The sequence below is a fragment of the Streptomyces sp. TG1A-8 genome (genome assembly GCF_030499535.1).
Classification (GTDB): Bacteria; Actinomycetota; Actinomycetes; order Streptomycetales; family Streptomycetaceae; genus Streptomyces.
Genome location: NZ_JASTLB010000001.1, coordinates 2,197,400 through 2,215,674 on the forward strand (window position 1 = coordinate 2,197,400; position 18,275 = coordinate 2,215,674).

General features: G+C 71.3%; 14 protein-coding genes and 5 tRNA genes. 8 read left to right on the top strand and 11 right to left on the bottom strand.

The features are described 5' to 3' along the window. Nucleotides 1–253 precede the first annotated feature (253 nt). From QQY24_RS09105 to QQY24_RS09140, 8 genes are all read right to left on the bottom strand, one after another. Nucleotides 254–326: transfer RNA gene (locus QQY24_RS09105), tRNA-Glu, on the bottom strand. 28 nt (nt 327–354) lie between these two features. Next, nucleotides 355–426: transfer RNA gene (locus tag QQY24_RS09110), tRNA-Gln, on the bottom strand. Between the two features lie 20 nt (nt 427–446). Next, nucleotides 447–519 (bottom strand) — tRNA-Glu (locus QQY24_RS09115). Nucleotides 520–548: 29 nt separating this feature from the next. Then, nucleotides 549–621: transfer RNA gene (locus tag QQY24_RS09120), tRNA-Glu, on the bottom strand. Between the two features lie 21 nt (nt 622–642). After that, a tRNA-Gln gene (locus QQY24_RS09125) sits at nt 643–714 on the bottom strand. Nucleotides 715–1,010: 296 nt separating this feature from the next. Then, nucleotides 1,011–2,495 (bottom strand): glutamate--tRNA ligase, encoded by a 1,485-nt coding sequence (gltX, locus tag QQY24_RS09130; protein WP_301972166.1) that lies wholly within the window; start codon nt 2,493–2,495, stop codon nt 1,011–1,013. Beyond that, entirely contained in the window at nt 2,488–3,273 is a 786-nt protein-coding gene (locus tag QQY24_RS09135) for a fumarylacetoacetate hydrolase family protein (RefSeq protein WP_301972167.1), read from the bottom strand. The genes gltX and QQY24_RS09135 overlap by 8 nt, the downstream gene beginning before the upstream one ends. A 479-nt stretch (nt 3,274–3,752) precedes the next feature. After that, a complete protein-coding gene (locus QQY24_RS09140; protein ID WP_301972168.1) occupies nt 3,753–3,941 on the bottom strand; it encodes a hypothetical protein in 189 nt (62 codons plus the stop codon). 565 nt (nt 3,942–4,506) lie between these two features. Here QQY24_RS09140 and QQY24_RS09145 point away from each other — a divergent pair. The 8 genes from QQY24_RS09145 to QQY24_RS09180 all read left to right on the top strand — a co-directional run bounded on the left by QQY24_RS09145 (nt 4,507) and on the right by QQY24_RS09180 (nt 15,175). Continuing rightward, nucleotides 4,507–8,400: a nitrate- and nitrite sensing domain-containing protein gene (locus tag QQY24_RS09145; RefSeq protein WP_301972169.1), complete on the top strand. Its 3,894-nt coding sequence runs from the start codon at nt 4,507–4,509 to the stop codon at nt 8,398–8,400. A gap of 9 nt (nt 8,401–8,409) precedes the next feature. Beyond that, the gene (locus QQY24_RS09150; RefSeq protein ID WP_070022333.1) at nt 8,410–8,823 is read left to right on the top strand and encodes a roadblock/LC7 domain-containing protein; all 414 of its coding nucleotides are present in this window, start codon (nt 8,410–8,412) and stop codon (nt 8,821–8,823) included. A gap of 111 nt (nt 8,824–8,934) precedes the next feature. Next, complete coding sequence (locus QQY24_RS09155) at nt 8,935–9,333, top strand: DUF742 domain-containing protein (protein WP_019058642.1); 399 nt, start codon at nt 8,935–8,937, stop codon at nt 9,331–9,333. Further along, nucleotides 9,314–9,889, top strand: a complete 576-nt coding sequence (locus QQY24_RS09160) for an ATP/GTP-binding protein (protein ID WP_030937832.1) — start codon at nt 9,314–9,316, stop codon at nt 9,887–9,889. The genes QQY24_RS09155 and QQY24_RS09160 overlap by 20 nt, the downstream gene beginning before the upstream one ends. 379 nt (nt 9,890–10,268) lie before the next feature. Next, nucleotides 10,269–13,541: a nitrate- and nitrite sensing domain-containing protein gene (locus QQY24_RS09165; RefSeq protein ID WP_301972170.1), complete on the top strand. Its 3,273-nt coding sequence runs from the start codon at nt 10,269–10,271 to the stop codon at nt 13,539–13,541. A 10-nt stretch (nt 13,542–13,551) separates the two neighbouring features. Further along, entirely contained in the window at nt 13,552–13,965 is a 414-nt protein-coding gene (locus QQY24_RS09170) for a roadblock/LC7 domain-containing protein (RefSeq protein WP_004983065.1), read from the top strand. Nucleotides 13,966–14,058: 93 nt separating this feature from the next. Next, complete coding sequence (locus QQY24_RS09175; RefSeq protein ID WP_301972171.1) at nt 14,059–14,613, top strand: DUF742 domain-containing protein; 555 nt, start codon at nt 14,059–14,061, stop codon at nt 14,611–14,613. Continuing rightward, the gene (locus tag QQY24_RS09180) at nt 14,594–15,175 is read left to right on the top strand and encodes an ATP/GTP-binding protein (protein ID WP_093769009.1); all 582 of its coding nucleotides are present in this window, start codon (nt 14,594–14,596) and stop codon (nt 15,173–15,175) included. The genes QQY24_RS09175 and QQY24_RS09180 overlap by 20 nt, the downstream gene beginning before the upstream one ends. 177 nt (nt 15,176–15,352) lie before the next feature. Here the strand turns inward: QQY24_RS09180 and QQY24_RS09185 are convergent, their stop codons facing one another. The 3 genes from QQY24_RS09185 to QQY24_RS09195 form a co-directional block, all read right to left on the bottom strand. Continuing rightward, a complete protein-coding gene (locus tag QQY24_RS09185; RefSeq protein WP_301972172.1) occupies nt 15,353–15,544 on the bottom strand; it encodes an acyl-CoA carboxylase epsilon subunit in 192 nt (63 codons plus the stop codon). Nucleotides 15,545–15,601: 57 nt separating this feature from the next. Then, nucleotides 15,602–17,197, bottom strand: a complete 1,596-nt coding sequence (locus tag QQY24_RS09190) for an acyl-CoA carboxylase subunit beta (protein WP_301972173.1) — start codon at nt 17,195–17,197, stop codon at nt 15,602–15,604. Nucleotides 17,198–17,715: 518 nt separating this feature from the next. Beyond that, nucleotides 17,716–18,231: a hypothetical protein gene (locus tag QQY24_RS09195; RefSeq protein WP_301972174.1), complete on the bottom strand. Its 516-nt coding sequence runs from the start codon at nt 18,229–18,231 to the stop codon at nt 17,716–17,718. Nucleotides 18,232–18,275 lie beyond the last annotated feature (44 nt).

The following is an 18,275-nucleotide window of genomic DNA, read 5'->3' on the forward strand; positions in this document are numbered from 1 at the left end:
CGTCGTCCCGGGCACCCGTGCGCCGTGGTGGACCCGGAGCCGCGCGGCGGAGGGGACCGCCGCCGCGGACCCGCGCCTCGTCGTGCACCACTGCCCGGAGGAGCAGGTGGAGGCGGTGGCGCCGACCGCGCCGTACGAGCCGGTACCGCTCGGTCCGCGCCGGTCGGCGGAGACCGAGGGGTCGCGCCGGCGTTTCGGGGAAGTGAGGTGTACACGCGGAAGGGCCCTCCCGGGGAGGGCCCTTCCGATCACGTACCCCCGACCGGATTCGAACCGGCGCTACCGCCTTGAGAGGGCGGCGTGCTAGGCCGCTACACAACGGGGGCGAGGATCTTGCGTTTCCGCAGATCCGAGCTGGTCTACCTGGACTCGAACCAAGACTAACTGAACCAGAATCAGTCGTGCTGCCAATTACACCATAGACCAATGATGGTTTAGACCAGTCGTACCCCCGACCGGATTCGAACCGGCGCTACCGCCTTGAGAGGGCGGCGTGCTAGGCCGCTACACAACGGGGGCCCTAGCGATTCCGACTTGATCGGAACCAGTACCCCCGACCGGATTCGAACCGGCGCTACTGCCTTGAGAGGGCAGCGTGCTAGGCCGCTACACAACGGGGGCTTTGCAGATGAGCTCTGCGAGCTGGCCTACCTGGACTCGAACCAAGACTAACTGAACCAGAATCAGTCGTGCTGCCAATTACACCATAGGCCACTGGAACTCAATCCCTCGCGGGGACCTCGTTCTAGATCGCTCCTCCGGATCCCGGCCTCTCGGCCCGCTCCCCGGCGGCGCAGGAAGAACATTACCCGAAGGTGGACGGGGCTCCAAAACGAGTATCCGGAGCGGGTGGCGCGGGGAGTTCGGCGACGCGGTTCCCGGCCCGCAGGAGGCGGGCACGGGCGGCCGGCGCGGCGGCCCGGCACCTCCGCGGCGGCCGGCCGTCCGCCGCCACGGCGGAGGGGCGGCGCCCGGAGATCCGGGTACCGCCCCTCACGGCGTGGTGCCGGTTACGAAGCCAGCTTCGCCAGCGCGGCGTCGATCCTGGCCAGCGTCTTCTCCTTGCCCAGGACCTCCAGGGACTCGAAGAGGGGCAGGCCGACCGTGCGGCCGGTGACGGCGACGCGGACCGGCGCCTGGGCCTTGCCCAGCTTCAGACCGTGGGCCTCGCCGGCGGCCAGGACGGCCTCCTTGAGGGACTCGGCCGACGCCCAGTCCGCGGACCGAAGCTTCTCGCGGGCCGTGCGCAGCAGGGCGTCGCTGCCCTCCTTCATCGCCTTCGTCCAGCTCGCCTCGTCAAAGACCGGCTCCGGCAGGAAGAGGAAGTCGACGTTGTCGGTGATCTCGGAGAGGACCTTGAGGCGGGTCTGGGCGTGCGGGGCGATCGCCTGCCACTTGACCTCGTCGAAGTCCTCCGGCGCCCAGGGGGCGAACGGGGCCTTCAGCCACGTCCGGCAGCGCTCGGTGAAGTCCTTCACGTCGAGCATGCGGACGTGGTCGGCGTTGATCGCCTCGCACTTCTTCAGGTCGAAGCGCGCCGGGTTGGGGTTGACGTCGGCGATGTCGAAGGCCGCGACCACCTCGTCGACGGAGAAGACGTCCCGGTCGGCGGAGAGCGACCAGCCGAGCAGCGACAGGTAGTTGAGCAGGCCCTCGGGCAGGAAGCCCTGCTCGCGGTAGAGGTTGAGCGAGGCCTGCGGGTCGCGCTTGGAGAGTTTCTTGTTGCCCTCGCCCATCACGTACGGCAGGTGCCCGAAGCGGGGGATCTCCTTGGCGACGCCCAGTTCGATCAGTGCCTTGTACAGGGCGATCTGCCGGGGGGTGGAGGAGAGCAGGTCCTCGCCGCGCAGGACGTGGGTGATCTCCATCAGGGCGTCGTCGACCGGGTTGACCAGCGTGTACAGCGGGGCGCCGTTCGCGCGGACGATGCCGTAGTCCGGGACGTTCTCGGGGAGGTACGTGATCTCGCCGCGGACCAGGTCGGTGAAGGTGATCGCCTCGTCGGGCATGCGGAAGCGGACGATCGGGGTGCGGCCCTGGGCCCGGTACCGCTCGGCCTGCTCGGCGCTCAGGTCACGGCAGTGGCCGTCGTAGCCGGAGGGTCGGCCGGCGGCGCGGGCGGCCTCGCGGCGGGTGTCGAGCTCCTCCTGGGAGCAGTAGCAGTGGTAGGCGTAGCCGCCGTCGAGCAGCTTGCGGGCGACGTCGGCGTACAGGTCCATGCGCTGCGACTGGCGGTAGGGCGCGTGCGGGCCGCCGATCTCGGGGCCCTCGTCCCAGTCGAAGCCGAGCCAGCGCATCGCGTCGAGCAGCTGGTCGTACGACTCCTCCGAGTCGCGGGCCGCGTCGGTGTCCTCGATGCGGAAGACCAGGGTGCCCTGGTGGTGCCGGGCGAACGCCCAGTTGAACAGGGCGGTGCGGACCAGGCCCACGTGGGGGTTACCGGTGGGCGAGGGGCAGAAACGGACGCGTACGGGGGAGCCGGGTGCGCTAGCCACGCTTGACAACCTTGTTGGTGAGAGTGCCGATGCCTTCGATGGTGACGGCGACCTCGTCGCCGACGTTCAGGGGGCCGACCCCCGCGGGGGTGCCGGTGAGGATGACGTCACCGGGGAGCAGGGTCATGGCCTCGGAGATGTTGACGACCAGGTCCTCGATGGAGTGGATCATCTCGCTCGTGCGGCCCAGCTGGCGCTGTTCACCGTTGACGGTGAGCTGGACGGTCAGGTCGTTCGCGCGGTCCAGGTCCAGGTCCGTCTCCACCCAGGGGCCGAGCGGGCAGGAGGTGTCGAAGCCCTTGGCGCGGGCCCACTGCTTCTCGCGCCGCTGCACGTCGCGGGCGGTGACGTCGTTGGCGCAGGTGTATCCGAAGACGACGTCCTTGACGCGCTCGCGCGGGACCTCCCGGCACATGCGGCCGATGACGACGGCCAGCTCGGCCTCGTGGTGCAGCTCCTCGGAGAACGGCGGGTACTGGATGTCGTCGCCGGGCCCGGTGACCGAGGTGGACGGCTTGAAGAAGGCGAACGGGACCTCGGGCACCTCGTTGCCCAGCTCCTTGGCGTGGTCGGCGTAGTTGCGGCCGAACGCCACGACCTTGTTGGGGAGCACCGGGGGGAGCAGCCTGACCTTGCTCAGCGGCACCTTCGTCCCGGACAGCTCGTAGTCCGCGAACGGGATGCCCCTGATGATGTCGAGGACGAGTTCGTCCTGCTTGTCGCCCTCGACCGCGCCGAAGGCGACGTTCCCGTCGATGGAGAACCTGGCGATGCGCACGGGATCCTTGCGCCCCTCATGAGAACCGGCGTACTGACGCCCCAGGTTAACCGGTCGGGCGGCCCGGCGGTCGGTCGGTGCGGCGTGGCGGCGGGGGTCGTTCCGGCGCGGAGTTCCCGCGTGTCCGGACGCCGGATTCCGGACTCCCGCCGCCCGGAAAGTCCCGTTCCCCCGCCGCCACGGCGCCCGCGGCCACGGCAACGACGCCGGTCACGGCCGTACGGCCGCGCACACGGGGCTCCGGACGCCATCCTCGCGGGGTCGGAGGAGGACGTGTGGAGTCGCGGCGGACGCCACGGGGAGGGGGGAAGAGGGGAAGGACGGAAGAGAGCGGAGAAGGGGGAACCGCAGTGCCGGGGCCGGGCGCGGGCGGCGGGGCCGGACGGCGGGCACCGGAAAAGATATAAGGGGCGCGGCCGGGGGACCACCACGAGGCGGGTGGTCCCCCGGCCGCGCCCCACGGGCGTGCCGCCCGTTCGTCACTCGTCGGCCGCCGCCTGGACCGGAACCTCCATCAGCACGGTGCGCCTGGGGTTCGCCGTCTGGGCGGGGAGGTCGACGCGGTGCTCCGGCAGCTCGGGCATCTGCAGCTGCTCAGCGTCCTTCAGGTGTGCCAGGGTCGTGCGCCGCGGGTTGGCTGTGGTGCGGAACATCATCGTCGTCTTCACCGTTGTGTCCTGTGACCTCGTCGCATCGGGTTGGCAGGGCGCGCCATCTTGCAAAGCGTCAGGCTAAACATCCGTTTCCCCGTCATCCCTGCGAACTTCCCATGATCGATGTGTGAGTTTGCTCACGAATCGAAGGACAAAACCGTCAATCCCGGCCGACAACCGCCCTCGAGGAAACGGACATTGCGCGCGTGAAGCTCTCATTCCGCTCCTGATCATGGCGACTGGGACAGCGGACGCCCGACGACGACTCGCAGGAGAAAGACCGTTTTGGACGAGATGGGCTTCCACCCCTCGTAATCCGGTCCTCACATTCCGTCACGGAGGTCACCGCTCGGGGCGCGGCCCTTGTTGGAGATCCGGCACTGTGCTGGAATTCCACGGACCGCCGCGGGAACGAACCGGCGCAGGGGGCGCGACGCAGCGCCGAGCGGCGGCCAGACAGGGGGAACCAGCGCCGGTCACTCAAGACCACACGGGGGGCGTATTCAGGGCGCTCTCCACGACGCCGACACCGTGCCCCTCCGCGAGCGGAGGGGCGCCTGGTCCAGAGGTTGCGACGCTAGTGCAGGGACGTTTCAAGAGGGATGGCAGTGCTTCGGCGGAGCCGGAGCCGCACGGCGGGACCGGCCGCGGTTCCTCGCCCCAGCACGCCCAGAACCCGGGTCCGGGCCCGTCCGCCGACGGCGCCGGGCGCCACGGCGCGTCGTCTGCCAGGGGTTCGTCGAAGGCCGGCGGCCCCGCGCCGTCCGCGAAGGCGGCCAAGACGGCGCCGACCGGCGCCGGCTCGCGCCTGGCCCTGCGCAACTGGCGCATCTCCACGCGCCTGGTGTCGCTGCTCGCACTGCCGGTGGTCGCGGCGACCTCGCTGGGCGCGCTGCGCATCAACCAGTCCTTGGACGACATCCAGCAGCTCGACAACATGAAGCTGCTGACCGACATGACCAAGCGGGCCACCGAGCTGGCCGCCGCGCTCCAGGAGGAGCGCGACCAGTCCGCCGGTCCGCTGGCGCACGGCCTGAAGGCCAGCGACTACACCGTCAAGGGCTACCGGGAGAAGACCGACCGGGCCCGGCAGAACTTCGAGGACGCCACCGAGGAGATCGACGACGCCAGCAGGAACGGCCACCTGCAGGGCGTCCGCGACACCGTGGTCGGGCTGGTCAGCCAGCTGGACACGCTGGCCAAGGTGCGCAGCAGCGCCTACCAGTCGGAGCAGAACTCGACCCAGACGATCGAGGCGTACCACCGGCTGATCACCCAGCTGATCGACCTCTCCCAGTCCATGGCGGAGGCCTCCAGCAACCCGGAGATGATCGAGCGCACCCGCGCCCTGGCCGCGTTCTCCACCGCCAAGGAGTACGCGTCCGTGCAGCGCGCCGTCATCGCCGCGGCCCTGAACTCCACGAACACCAAGAAGGGCAAGCTCTCGGAGAACGACCGCCTCTACGGCGAGTCGGCGTACGAGAGCGAGGGCTCGGAGCTGGCGATCTTCCGGAAGATCTACGCCAGCCAGAACGCCGAGGAACTCCTCAAGCCGATCGAGCAGGGCAACCCGACGATCGAGTCGGCCGACCTGTACGCCAAGCGCTCCCTGGCCTCCCCGGACGGTCTCACCGACCAGCCCGCCCGCTCCTACCGCGACTGGGTGGACGACAGCTCGACCAAGATCGAGCAGATGAAGAAGATCGAGCACACGCTGCTCGAGGACATGGAGCAGAAGGCCCGCGAGCTGCGCAGCGCCTCCGAGCGCGACGCGATCATCTCCGGTGCGCTGATCCTGCTCGTGCTCGGCATCTCGCTCGTCGGCGCGTTCGTCGTGGCCCGGTCCATGATCCTCTCGCTGCGGCGGCTGCAGGAGACCGCCACCAAGGTGGCCCAGGACCGGCTGCCCGAACTGGTCAAGCAGTTGTCGGAGGCCGACCCGCAGGACGTGGACACCTCCGTGCAGTCGGTCGGCGTGCACTCCCGGGACGAGATCGGCCAGGTGGCCGCGGCCTTCGACGACGTGCACCGCGAGGCGGTCCGCCTGGCCGCCGAGCAGGCCCTGCTGCGGGGCAACGTCAACGCGATGTTCACCAACCTCTCGCGCCGCTCCCAGGGCCTGATCCAGCGCCAGCTGTCGCTGATCTCCGAGCTGGAGTCCCGCGAGGCCGACCCCGACCAGTTGTCCTCGCTGTTCAAGCTCGACCACCTCGCGACCCGCATGCGCCGCAACGGCGAGAACCTCCTCGTCCTCGCCGGCGAGGAGCCCGGCCGCCGCTGGACCCGGCCGGTCCCGCTGGTCGACGTGCTCCGTGCCGCCGCCTCCGAGGTGGAGCAGTACGAGCGCATCGAGCTGGCCTCGGTCCCGACCACCGAGGTCGCCGGCCGCGTCGTCAACGACCTCGTGCACCTGCTCGCCGAGCTGCTGGAGAACGCGACCTCGTTCTCCTCCCCGCAGACCAAGGTCAAGGTCACCGGCCACGCGCTGCCCGATGGCCGGGTGCTGATCGAGATCCACGACACCGGCATCGGCCTCTCCCCCGAGGACCTCGCGGCGATCAACGAGCGGCTCGCCTCGCCGCCCACCGTGGACGTCTCGGTCTCCCGTCGCATGGGCCTCTTCGTGGTCGGCCGGCTCTCGCAGCGCCACGGCATCCGCATCCAGCTGCGCCCGTCGGACTCCGGCGGTACGACCGCGCTGGTCATGCTGCCCGTCGACGTGGCCCAGGGCGGCAAGAAGCCCGCTCCCGGCAAGCCCGGCGCCCCCGGGGCGGGCGGCGGTCCGGCGGCCGCGCAGGCCGCGGCCGGGGCGGCCGCCGCCCGGCGCAACGGCGGCGCCCTCGGCGGCGCGCCGGCCGGCGGTGGACGTCTCGGTGCCGGTCCCGGTGCGCGCGGTCAGGTCGGCGCCGGCCAGGGGTCCCGGGCCGCGCTGCCCGGCGCCGGCCAGGGCGGCCGTCCCGGTGCGCCGGGCGGGGCGCGTGGTCCGCAGGGTCCGGGTGCCGGTGCGCCGCAGCAGGACCGGCCGGTCCCGGCGGGTTCCGGTGCGGGCGGCTTCGGCGCCGGCGGCTTCGGCGCGGGCGGTCCGGACGCGGGCGGCTTCGGCGGCCGGGCGCCGGGTGCCGGGCAGGACCTGCAGGCCGCACGGCCCGGCGGTCCGCAGCAGGACCTCTTCGGCGGTCGCGGCCAGGTCCCGACCCGTGGTGGTGCCGGCGCCCCCGACCAGGGCCGCCAGCCGCAGCTGCCGCCGCGCGGCGGTCCACGGGCCGAACTGCCCGGCGCCACCGCGCAGTCGCGCGCCGCGGACTGGAACAACGGGGGCGCCCTGCCGTCGCGCGCCTCGATGGACGCCCCCCGCGGTCACGACGAGCAGGACCCGGCGCAGACCGCGCCCATGCCGCGCATCGACGACCGGCAGGGTCCGGGCTCGACCGCGGAGATGCCGCGGATCGACGCGCAGGGTCCGGCCGTGACGGGTGAGTTCCCGCGCGCCGACCTGAGCGGCGTCAACGGCTCCCGGCAAACCGGCCAGTTCGCCCGTCCCGGCGCCGAGGACCCCCAGCAGACGGGTCAGTTCCAGAGCCCGGGTCCGGAAGGTCCGCAGCAAACCGGCCAGTTCGCCCGTCCTGGTACCCAAGGTTCCCAGAACACCGGCCAGTTCCAGCGACCGGGCACCGAGAACCCGCAGCAGACCGGCCAGTTCCAGCGGCCCGGTACCCAACAGGGCAACGGCGAGTTCGTGCGCTCGGACGTCTTCGGCTCCCCTGCCGCCGGGGAGCAGGGCGGTGCGCAGGACCCGGAACGGTTCGCGGCCCCGCAGGCCTACGACGGCGGGTTCGACAACGGGTTCGGCGGCGGCTTCGACGCCGGCTCCACCGGACAGCACGCGCTGCCCGGCCGCCGGGACCCCTCGCGCACGGGCCAGTTCGAGCGGCCGCAGCCGCCCGGCCGGGACGGCTTCGGCGGCCCGCGCCCGCAGGCCCCGCAGGCCCGCCCGGTCCACCACGAGCCGGAGGCCCTGCCGCCGGCCACCGGCCCGGGCGACGGCCGGACCCCGCTGTACGACACTCTGGAGACCAACTGGTTCCACGGCGGCCAGCAGGAACGGCAGCCGGACCCCGCGCCGGCCGCCCCCGCCCAGCAGCCGCAGTCCCCGGCGCCGGCTCCCCAGCGTTCCGCCACCAGCTCCTGGCGCACCTCGCCGAACGACGAACTCGTCCGGCAGGCCGAGCGCGTGCGGCAGCCCGCGGCGGGTGGTGTCACCACCTCCGGCCTGCCGCGCCGGGTGCCCCGCGCGAACCTCGTCCCGGGCACCGCCCAGCAGCAACAGCACCAAGCCGGTCCGCAGGTCTCGCGTGCGCCTGACGACGTACGCGGCCGGCTGACCAATCTCCGTCGGGGCATCGCTCAGGGCCGTCAGGCCGGCAGCGGCCAGACCGGCAGCTTCCCGAGCCCCACTCACCAGCAGGAGCGTTAGTTGAGTCCGATGAGCCAGGCGGCACAGAACCTGAACTGGTTGATCACCAACTTCGTGGACAACACCCCCGGGGTGTCGCACACGGTGGTGGTCTCCGCCGACGGCCTCCTGCTGGCGATGTCCGAGGGCTTTCCGCGGGACCGCGCCGACCAGCTCGCGGCCGTCGCCTCCGGGCTGACCTCGCTGACGGCCGGGGCGTCCCGGATTTTCGAGGGCGGCACCGTGTCGCAGACGGTCGTCGAGATGGAGCGGGGGTTCCTCTTCCTGATGTCGGTCTCCGACGGGTCGTCCCTCGCGGTCCTGGCCCACCCGGAATGCGACATCGGCCTCGTCGGCTACGAGATGGCACTGCTCGTCGACCGTGCGGGTGCGGTACTCACCCCGGACCTGCGCGCCGAACTCCAGGGCAGTCTGCTCCACTGACCGTCCCCGGCACCACCCGCCTCACGAAAACACCGTCCGGCCGCCACAATCCCCCCACCGGCCCCGTCAGACGGCACGACTGACCGACCTGCTGTCCCGCCCGGAGGATTCATGACCCCGCCCACCGCCTCTCATGATCCGTACGCGGAACCGTACGGAGACGAGGGCGACCAGCCACTGGTACGTCCGTACGCGATGACCGGTGGTCGGACCCGGCCGCGCTACCAGCTCGCCATCGAGGCGCTGATCAGCACCACGGCCGACCCGGCAGCGCTCATGGGACTGCTCCCGGAACACCAGCGCATCTGCCACCTGTGCCGCGAGGTCAAGTCCGTCGCGGAGGTGTCGGCGCTGCTGGCCATGCCGCTCGGTGTGGCCCGGATCCTGGTCGCCGACCTCGCCGAGGCCGGCCTGGTCGCCATCCACCAGCCTGGTGGCGACGAGAACAACGGCGGCGCTCCGGACGTGACGCTGCTCGAAAGGGTGCTCAGTGGACTTCGCAAGCTCTGACGGGGGCCGGGCCACCACCTCCGCGAAGATCGTGGTGGCGGGCGGCTTCGGCGTGGGCAAGACCACGTTCGTCGGCGCCGTCTCGGAGATCAACCCGCTGCGCACGGAGGCCGTCATGACGTCCGCGAGCGCGGGCATCGACGACCTCACCCACACCGGGGACAAGACCACCACCACGGTGGCGATGGACTTCGGCCGCATCACCCTGGACCAGGACCTGATCCTGTACCTGTTCGGCACCCCCGGCCAGGACCGGTTCTGGTTCATGTGGGACGACCTGGTGCGCGGCGCGATCGGCGCGATCGTCCTGGTGGACACCCGGCGTCTCGCGGACTGCTTCCCGGCGGTCGACTACTTCGAGAACTCCGGCCTGCCCTTCGTCATCGCCCTCAACGGCTTCGACGGCCAGCAGCCCTACTCGCCCGACGAGGTCCGCGAGGCCCTGCAGATCGGCCCCGACACCCCGATCATCACGACCGACGCCCGCCACCGCGCGGACGCCAAGAGCGCGCTGATCACGCTGGTGGAGCACGCCCTGATGGCACGACTGCGGTAGCACCCAAATACACGGGCGCCAAGGCAGTTGTGGTGGACCTCGCGGAGCCGGCTGTGGCCTTGGACACGGCCGGCTCCGGTGTTCATAACGTTTCGGCAGAGGAATCGGGAGGTATCGACACGCGTCGCGGTCGGGCGGTGCCCCTATGCTCACGGATGTCCGGCCTTTTGGCGCCGCTCGCTCTGTATGACCGTTTTATCTTCCCCTTACCCGGATGGCGTTCCGGGCTCTCCACTGTTTGGAAGTGGGCTGGATGACGTGCTGGAATGCCTGAACTGCCCCCCAGTCCGAGACGTACTCAAGAGTGGTCTGTGGCGAACCGGGCTCTGAGAGACTGCGGCACGACGTAGGTGCCGACCGCCGAGAGGTTGTTGGTCGAGTGAGGCGAAGCAAGAACGGTCCCGAGCCGTCGGCGCGGGGCAACTTCACCCCGCCGCCGCGCGCTGCGGCGCCCACCCGCACACCCGGCGCGGAGCCCACGGCGACTGCCGCGCGCGGCGGCGGGCGTCTCTCCCCTCGCAACTGGCGGGTGCCGACCCGGCTGAACGCCATCCTGCTCATACCCGTGATGGTCGGCCTCGTCATGGGCGGCTTCCAGGTGAAGAACTCGATCGACACCTGGCAGGAGGCGCGGGACGCGGAGAACACCGCCCGTCTGGTGCGCGCCGCCCTCACCTACGCCGACGCCCTCGAAACCGAACGGGACGTCACCGCGGCCCCGCTGCTGCTGGGCAACGGCAAGCAGACCGTCACCGACGCCCGCAGGCAGACCGACCGGGCGGCCGACGCCTTCGACCGGGCGGCGCTGAACATGCCGCACAAGTCCGGCCTGGAGCGCCGGCTGTCCCTGTTCCGCAAGGTGGAGCCCCGGCTGCAGACGCTGCGCACGACCGCGTACACCGCCAAGGCCACCGGCGTGCAGACCGAAGAGGGCTACGTCGAGGTCAGCCACCCCCTGATGGAGTTCGCCAACGAACTCGGTCTGGGCACCGGCAACATCACCTCCTACGGCCGTACCGTCTACGCCATCTCGCTCACCAAGGCCGCGCTGTCCCTGGAACGCTCGATCGGCATGCACCTGCTGATCAAGCCCGGTCCGGACGACCCGAACCTGTCGACCCAGCGCGTCTCGCTGTCCTCGTACGCCTACCTGGAGCGGATCGCCCGCGAGGAGTACCTCGGCGGTGGCACCGCGGCCGACGCGGCGACGCTGACCGCGGCCGAGAAGAAGATCGCGACGGACGGTGCCGCGCAGGCCGCGGCGGCCGGGCGGGAGGACCCGCACTACGTCCCGCCGCCGTCCAACCCGTCCACGATGGTCGCGGCGCTCGCGACGCTGAAGGACACCGCTCCGGCCACCCGCCGGGGCCTGGCCGCCCGGGGCATCACCGCCGACAACTGGTGGGCGGTGAACACGCTCAAGTACAAGGCCTACCGGCAGATCGAGTCGGACATGGCCGACCGGGCCGTGAACGAGGCCTCCGACATCGCCGACGACGCCAAGACCTCCGCGTTCATCACCGGTGCCGTGGTCGTGATCGCCCTGCTGCTCGCCTTCGTCCTGGCCGGTGCCGTGGCCCGCCAGATGAGCCGCTCGATGCGCCAGCTGCGCAACGCCGCCTTCGGCATCGCCGAGCAGCGCCTGCCGATGCTGGTCGACCAGCTCTCCCGCACCGACCCGGGCCGGGTGGACACCCGGGTGGCGCCGATCCCGATCTCCTCGACCGACGAGATCGGCGAGGTCGCCCGCGCCTTCGACCAGGTCCACCGCGAGGCGGTGCGGCTCGCGTCCGAGCAGGCGCTGCTGCGGGGCAACATCAACGCGATCTTCACCAACCTCTCGCGGCGCAACCAGTCGCTGATCGAGGGCCAGTTGACCCTGATCACCGACCTGGAGAACAACGAGGCCGACCCGGACCAGCTGGAGAACCTCTTCAAGCTGGACCACCTGGCCACCCGTATGCGCCGCAACGGCGAGAACCTGCTGGTCCTCGCCGGCGAGGAGCCCGGCCGCCGCTGGGACCAGCCGGTGCCGCTGGTCGACGTGCTGCGCGCCGCCTCCTCCGAGGTGGAGCAGTACGAGCGCATCGAGCTGTCCGGCGTACCGGAGGCCGAGATCCACGGCCGCGCGGTCACCGACCTCGTGCACCTGCTCGCCGAGCTGCTGGAGAACGCCACCACGTTCTCCTCCCCGCAGACCAAGGTCCGTGTCACCGCCACCCGGCTGCCCGACGGCCGGATCATGATCGAGATCCACGACAAGGGCATCGGCCTGACGGCCGAGGACTTCGCGGACATCAACCACAAGCTGGCCAACCCGCCGACCGTGGACGTCGCGATCTCCCAGCGCATGGGCCTGTTCGTGGTCGGCCGGCTGTCCGACCGGCACGGCATCCGCGTCCAGCTGCGCCCCTCGGGCGAGCAGGCCGGCACGACCTCGCTGGTCATGCTGCCGGACGCGATCACGCACGGCGGCAGCGGCGGGACACCGCTGGACCGCGAGGAGTTCACCGTCTCGCAGATCATCCCGGAGCAGCAGTTCCCGGGTGAGGGCTTCGACCAGCTCCAGCCGATGCGCACGGCGGCCGAACTGGGCTTCGACGACAGCCGGTACACCGACGCCCCCGACGGCGCCCGCGGACTGGACCCGGTGGGCCGCTCGCTGATGCGTGAGGAGCGCCGGGCGGCCCTGGAGGCCCAGGACCACGGCCAGCCGCAGCAGGACACCGCCGAACAGCCCTCCTACGGCGACCAGTTCGACGTACCGCAGGGCTACGACGCCGGCGGTACGGGCTACACCGGGCAGCCGGCGGCCTACGACGGCCGGCAGGCGTACCCGGAGCAGCCCCGGCAGACGTACGGGGAGCAGCCGACCGGCGCGTACGGGGAGGCGTACGGAACGCCGTACGCCGAGCAGTACTACGCGCCGAACGGCGGGCTGCCGCAGGACGGGACGGGTTCCGACGGCGGCGGTTACCCCGATGTCGCGTACCCGGAGCCCGCCCGGGAGGAGGCCGGGTCCGCGCACGCCGCCGCGCCCGACGCCTTCGGCTCCTACCGGACTCCGGCCCCGGTTCCGGCCCACCAGGACGACTGGCCCCGGCAGGACGGCTACCACGACGGCACCCCGGCCCAGTACGCTCCGGAAACGGAGTCGTCGCAGGCCGGTGACGCGAGCGAGCCCGACGGCGTAGGCTTCGACCGTCCGGGACCGGCCTCTCCCGCCGCCCACGGGCTGACCGACGCCGGGCTGCCCCGCCGCGGATCCCACGCGGGCGGTTCCAACGGCTCGAACGGCACGGAGCGCGTGCAGCGGGAAACGCCGGCTCCCGCGCCGGACGGCTCTCCGGGCGGCGACGGCGACTGGCGTTCGGCCAACGACGAGCGCTGGCAGCAGGCCGCACAGCTCCGGAAGCCCAAGGCAGGCGGGGTCACCGCCTCCGGCCTGCCCAGGCGCGTGCCCAAGGCCAACCTGGTCGAGGGCACCGCCGAGAGCACTCCCCAGGGAGGCCCGCAGGTCTCCCGTGCCCCGGAGGACATCCGGGGCAGGCTGAGCAACCTGCGCCGCGGCGTCCAGCGCGGACGCAGCGCAGGCAGTGAAACGAACGGCCAGGGCTTCGGTCCTGACAGCACCTACGACCAGGAGCGTTAGTGTGAGCCCGATGAGCCAGGCGGCACAGAACCTGAACTGGTTGATCACCAACTTCGTGGACAACACCCCGGGGGTGTCCCACACGGTGGTGGTCTCCGCCGACGGACTCCTTCTGGCGATGTCCGAAGGCTTTCCCCGCGACCGCGCCGACCAGCTCGCGGCCGTCGCCTCCGGTCTGACGTCTCTGACGGCAGGCGCCTCGCGTATCTTCGAGGGCGGCAGCGTGAACCAGACGGTTGTGGAGATGGAGCGGGGGTTCCTCTTCATCATGTCCATCTCGGACGGTTCGTCGCTCGCTGTCCTGGCCCACCCGGAGGCGGACATCGGTCTCATCGGGTACGAGATGGCCCTGCTGGTGGACCGCGCGGGCACCGTCCTCACCCCGGATCTCCGCGCGGAGCTCCAGGGAAGCCTTCTCAACTAGTAATCGGACGGTGCGTATTCGCGTCCCGGGGCCTTAAGGTTTCGGGACGCGACTCGACACGGATGGATCCCGGCGCAGTCGGAGGAGGAGAACGTGGCAACACCCCCAGGCGGTCCGTACTCGGACAACTGGTCGTACGGCCCTGCCCAGGGCCCGGGCGACGGCTCCTGGTACGACGTCCCCTCCACCCCCCGCCACCGCCGGCCCTACGCCCCGCAGGGCCCCGGCCCTTCGCCGTACGACCAGCCGCCCGCGCCGCGCATCCAGCCGGTGCAGCCGCACCGCCCCGAACCGGCGCCGGCGGCGAACAACCCCCTGGTGCGTCCGTACGCCATGACCGGCGGCCGGACCCGCCCGCGCTACCAGCTCGCCATCGAGGCGCTGGTGCACACCACCGCTGCTCCGCACCAGATGCAGGGCCAGCTGCCCGAGCATCAGCGGATCTGCAACCTGTGCCGGGAGATCAAGTCGGTGGCCGAGATCTCGGCCCTGCTGACGATTCCCCTCGGCGTGGCCAGGATCCTCGTCGCCGACTTGGCGGAGGCAGGCCTGGTCGCCATCCATCAGCCCGGCGGCGACGAGAACGCCGGTGGCCAGCCAGACGTGACACTGCTCGAAAGGGTGCTCAGTGGACTTCGCAAGCTCTAGCGGCGGTCCTTCCCGCTCCACCACCTCCGCGAAGATCGTGGTGGCGGGCGGCTTCGGCGTGGGCAAGACCACGTTCGTCGGCGCCGTCTCGGAGATCAACCCGCTGCGCACGGAGGCCGTCATGACGTCCGCTTCGGCAGGCATCGACGACCTCACCCACACCGGGGACAAGACCACCACCACGGTGGCGATGGACTTCGGCCGCATCACCCTGGACCAGGACCTGATCCTGTACCTGTTCGGCACCCCCGGCCAGGACCGGTTCTGGTTCATGTGGGACGACCTGGTGCGCGGCGCGATCGGCGCGATCGTCCTGGTGGACACCCGGCGTCTCGCGGACTGCTTCCCGGCGGTCGACTACTTCGAGAACTCCGGCCTGCCCTTCGTCATCGCCCTCAACGGCTTCGACGGCCAGCAGCCCTACTCGCCCGACGAGGTCCGCGAGGCCCTGCAGATCGGCCCCGACACCCCGATCATCACGACCGACGCCCGCCACCGCGCGGACGCCAAGAGCGCGCTGATCACGCTGGTGGAGCACGCCCTGATGGCACGACTGCGGTAGTCCGGCGGCAGCCGACAGGTGGGCGGCCCTCCCCGGTTCGTACCCGGGGAGGGCCGCCCTCGTGTCCGCCGTGCCGGCGCCCGCGGGCCGGCGGTGCCGGACCGCGGGCGGCCGGCCGCGCACACCGAGAAGGGGCCCCTCGACCGAGGGGCCCCTTCTCACCGTTGACGTGCGCTCCTAGTGCCAGCTGTGCGGTGCGCGGAAGCCGGGCTCGCGCTCCAGACGGCGCCAGCCCGCCTTCGGGCGGCCACCGCCGTGGGCCGGGGCCGTCGGGCGGGCGGCGGCGCGGGCCAGCAGGACGGCCGTGAGGGCGGCGACTTCCTCGGGCTCGGCATGGCCCTTCTCGACGCGGATGTCGGGCGTGTTCATGGGTGTCGGTCTCCGTGAGAGAGGGGTCCGCGGGGTTGCCGCGGCGGGTCCGCCCGGTTACTGCGGCGGGTTGCCGTGCTTGCGGGAGGGCAGGTCGGCGTGCTTGGACTGCAGCATCGCCAGGGACTTCACCAGCACTTCGCGGGTCTCGGCCGGGTCGATGACGTCGTCGACCAGACCGCGCTCGGCCGCGTAGTACGGGTGCATCAGCTCGGCCTTGTACTCCTTGACCATCTTCTGCCGCATCGCCTCGGGGTCCTCGGCCTCGGCGATCTGCCGGCGGAAGATGACGTTGGCCGCGCCTTCGGCGCCCATCACCGCGATCTCGTTCGTCGGCCAGGCGTAGGTGAGGTCGGCGCCGATGGACTGGCTGTCCATGACGATGTAGGCACCTCCGTACGCCTTGCGCAGGATCAGCGAAATCCGCGGCACGGTCGCGTTGCAGTAGGCGTACAGCAGCTTCGCGCCGTGGCGGATGATGCCGCCGTGCTCCTGGTCCACGCCGGGGAGGAACCCCGGCACGTCCAGGAAGGTGACGATCGGGACATTGAAAGCGTCACACATCTGAACGAAGCGCGCAGCTTTTTCGCTCGCCTCGATGTCCAGGACACCCGCCAGCACCTGGGGCTGGTTGGCGATGATGCCGACGACCTGGCCGTCGAGCCGGGCCAGGGCGCAGATGATGTTGCGCGCCCAGCGCTCGTGGACCTCCAGGTACTCGCCGTCGTCGACGATCTCCTCGATGACCTTGGCCATGTCGTACGGGCGGTTGCCGTCGGCCGGGACCAGGTCGAGGAGGACGTCGGAGCGGCGCTCCACCGGGTCGGAGCACTCCACCCGCGGCGGGTTCTCACGGTTGTTCTGCGGCAGCAGCGACAGCAGGTAGCGCACCTCGGCGATGCACGTCTCCTCGTCGTCGTACGCGAAGTGGCAGACGCCGCTGGTCTCGGCGTGCACGTCCGCGCCGCCCAGGCCGTTCTGGGTGATCTCCTCACCGGTGACCGCCTTGACGACGTCCGGGCCGGTGATGAACATCTGCGAGGTCTCGCGGACCATGAAGACGAAGTCCGTCAGGGCCGGCGAGTAGGCGGCGCCGCCGGCGCACGGGCCGAGCATGACGGAGATCTGCGGGATGACGCCGGAGGCCCGGGTGTTGCGCTGGAAGATGCCGCCGTAACCGGCCAGCGCGCTGACGCCCTCCTGGATGCGGGCGCCCGCGCCGTCGTTCAGGGAGACCAGCGGGGCACCGGCCGCGATGGCCATGTCCATGATTTTGTGGATCTTGATGGCGTGGGCCTCGCCCAGCGCGCCGCCGAAGATCCGGAAGTCGTGCGCGTACACGAAGACCGTGCGGCCCTCGACCGTGCCCCAGCCGGTGACCACACCGTCGGTGTACGGCTTCTTCGACTCCAGGCCGAAACCGGTCGCCCGGTGCCGGCGCAGCTGCTCGACCTCCTGGAAGGAACCCGGGTCCAGGAGCAGCTCGATGCGCTCCCGTGCCGTCAGCTTGCCCTTGGCGTGCTGCGCCTCGGTCGCCTTCTCGCTGGGGCCCGCCACGGCCTGCGCACGGATCTCGTGCAACTCGGCGACCCGCCCGCGCGCGTCCGCCGGCTCGCCGGTCGGCTCACCCGTCGTCTCTTCCAAAACGGTCATGTAGCGACCATACGAAGGACACCGAGAAAAGCGAGCCGTCGACTCCGTACAGTCTCCGGACCGTTTTCCTGGTACCACTGAACAGAACCACAGCGGTATGCAGCCATTCCGACTGCTCAGAGGGCATCGCCGTTGTGGGGGCACCACAAAGCCGTCACCCGAGCGCCACCTCGCATTCACGGGTGGCGCATGCCATCCCCGGGGTGACACGGACCCTCGGACGGCCGACCGCCGCGCGGGCTCCACGGTGTCGCCGGGCCCCCGGGGCCGAGCGGACCGGGCGGTCCCGGACGAGGTCCGGCGGCCGTCCCGTGCGGGCGGGCCGCCGGCGCGAGGGGTGGCGCGCCCCTGCGGGGCACCGGCGCGCCCGCGGCCGGGGCTCCCACCCTACCCGCCTCCCGGATGCCTGCGGCGGTCGGGCCGGGACCGGGCACGGTGGCGGCCCGGCGGCGGGCACGGGCGGTCCGGTGCCGGCGGGCGGCACGGGCCGGCCGGTGCCACCGGTCACCGCCGCCGGCTCAGCAGCCGCCGCAGTTGTAATAGAGGACGTCCCAGTGGCTGCCCTCGTCGGCGTAGATGTTGCCGGAGCCGGACTTGTACTGGGGAGCGCCGTCACCGCGCAGGCCGATGTAGGTGAAGGTGTTCTTGACGTACGAGGTGATGCAGGTGTTCTTGCCGTAGTCGAGCTTGTAGCCGTTCCAGTGGGAGTACGTGCCCGACGCGTGCCCGGTCTCGGTGCCGCCGGTGATGTTCAGGGCGCAGCCGCTGGCCCCCTTGAGGGTCTGGGCGCCCTGGGCCGTGGAGAGGTTGAGCTGGTCGAAGGACGTACAGGTGGGGTTGTTGCGGTCGGAGCAGTTGCCCGAGGACGACCAGGTGATGCCGACGTCGCGGAACATCCCGGTGGCGGTCGCGTGACTGATCTTGGTGACGGCGAAGGCGTCGGTGGCGGTGCCGACGACGGCGACACCGGGGGCGACGACGAGGGCGAGTGCGGTCAGGACGGAGCGGGTCTTCAGGACCTTCGTGACCTTCATGGGGAGCCTTTCCTGCGGTCGACCGTGCTTCCTGTGGGGCGGCT